The organism is Streptomyces sp. NPDC054794 (assembly GCF_053611585.1).
In genome coordinates, this window is the sequence record NZ_JBSHAQ010000006.1 from 1 (window position 1) to 1,331 (window position 1,331).

Annotated in this window: 1 protein-coding gene; it reads right to left on the reverse strand. The window is 73.3% G+C overall.

Translation table 11 applies throughout. From position 1 onward, the window contains the following. Positions 1-159: 159 nt before the first annotated feature. Positions 160-1,035: an alpha/beta fold hydrolase gene (locus ACWGKT_RS07725; protein ID WP_453272896.1), complete on the reverse strand. Its 876-nt coding sequence runs from the start codon at positions 1,033-1,035 to the stop codon at positions 160-162. Between the last annotated feature and the right edge of the window lie 296 nt (positions 1,036-1,331).

A 1,331-nucleotide genomic window follows, 5' to 3' on the forward strand; every position in this document is an offset into this window, starting at 1 on the left:
GTTCCAGCACCGCCCATTGCACATCCGTCAGATCACCACGCGTCACGAACCAAGATCATCCCACGTGCAAGATTCACTTTCGATACACGCCCTAGGGCCGGCCTGTCCGGCGGACCTGCGCCCGGAGCCGGAGGCCTGGTCAGGGGCCTAGCCCGAGGCCTATTCGGTGGCCTGGTCCCAGAAGTCGGCGATGGCGCGGGCGGTGGCCGCCGGCCGGTCGGTGTTGGGCGAGTGCTCGGCGCCCTCGATCACCGTCCGGCGGGCCCCGAGCCGCATGGCCATCTCGTCGAGGAGCGTCACCGGCCAGGTGTCGTCGAGCGCACCCGACAGGACGTGGAACGGCAGCGGCACGGCGGCCAGTTCCGCGACCCGGTCCGGCTCCACGCACAACTGGCGCCCCGTGGCGATGAGTTGCGCCGGCCTGGTGCCCAGCCAGCGGCGCCGCAGGTCCTCCCGGTCGTCGAGACCGCCGTCGAGCTGCCCGGTCTCCGTCTCCTCCGGTGCCTCCATGGCCCGCATGGCCTCCCACACCTCGGCCATCGACATCACGGAGAGGGCGTCCCGCAGCAGCTTCACGCGCTGCTGCTGGGAGACGGAGATCTGGGCCGGTCCCGAGGCCATCAACGTGAGCGACCGGAAGGGGGAGTGGTCGATCAGCACGGCCGCACGCGAGATCTGCCCGCCCAGGGAGTGCCCCAGCAGGTGCACGGGCGTACCGAGCGCCTCCGTCTGTGCCAGCACGTCCCGCGCCAACTCGGCCTGCGCGTAGGCGGATTCGTCGTGCTCCGGCCCGTCCGACTCGAACTGCCCGCGGCCGTCGACCGCGACGGTGCGATAGCCGCGCTCCGCCAACGCCACGTGCAGCGGATTGAAGTCCTCCTTGCTCCCGGTGAACCCGGGCAGCAGCAGCGCGACGCCCCGGGGCTCGACACCGGCGGCCACGGGAGCGTCGACGACGGCGAACTTCCCACGCGCGGTGCGCAGAGAGTACGCGCGGGAGCCGGGGGGCGGGGTGAAGGTGGGAGGCCTGCTCATGGGGAGCAGGCTATCGGGCGGCCGGGACGGGGAGGGGGACGGGCGGAGGACGGGGGCAGGGGCGCGTGCGAGGTCTGCTCGCGGCCGTGGGCGAAGACGCCGACGGCCCGGTCCCACGTGAGGTGGGCCGGGCCGTCGGGGTGTCGCTCCTGTTGCTTCCGGGGGCCGGGCTCGGGTCGAGTCCCGGATCCCGGTGCCGGATCAGGCCTCCGGGGTCGCCTCCACGGCGGCCGCGGCCTTGCGGGTCCGGCGGCGCCTCGGGTTGCTAACGCCCTTCTCCCGCGGCGCATCGGAGG

Bases quoted from the DNA above. Each gene is read 5' to 3' on its own strand.
- ACWGKT_RS07725 (WP_453272896.1), bottom strand. From the start codon at position 1,035: ATGAGCAGGCCTCCCACCTTCACCCCGCCCCCCGGCTCCCGCGCGTAC.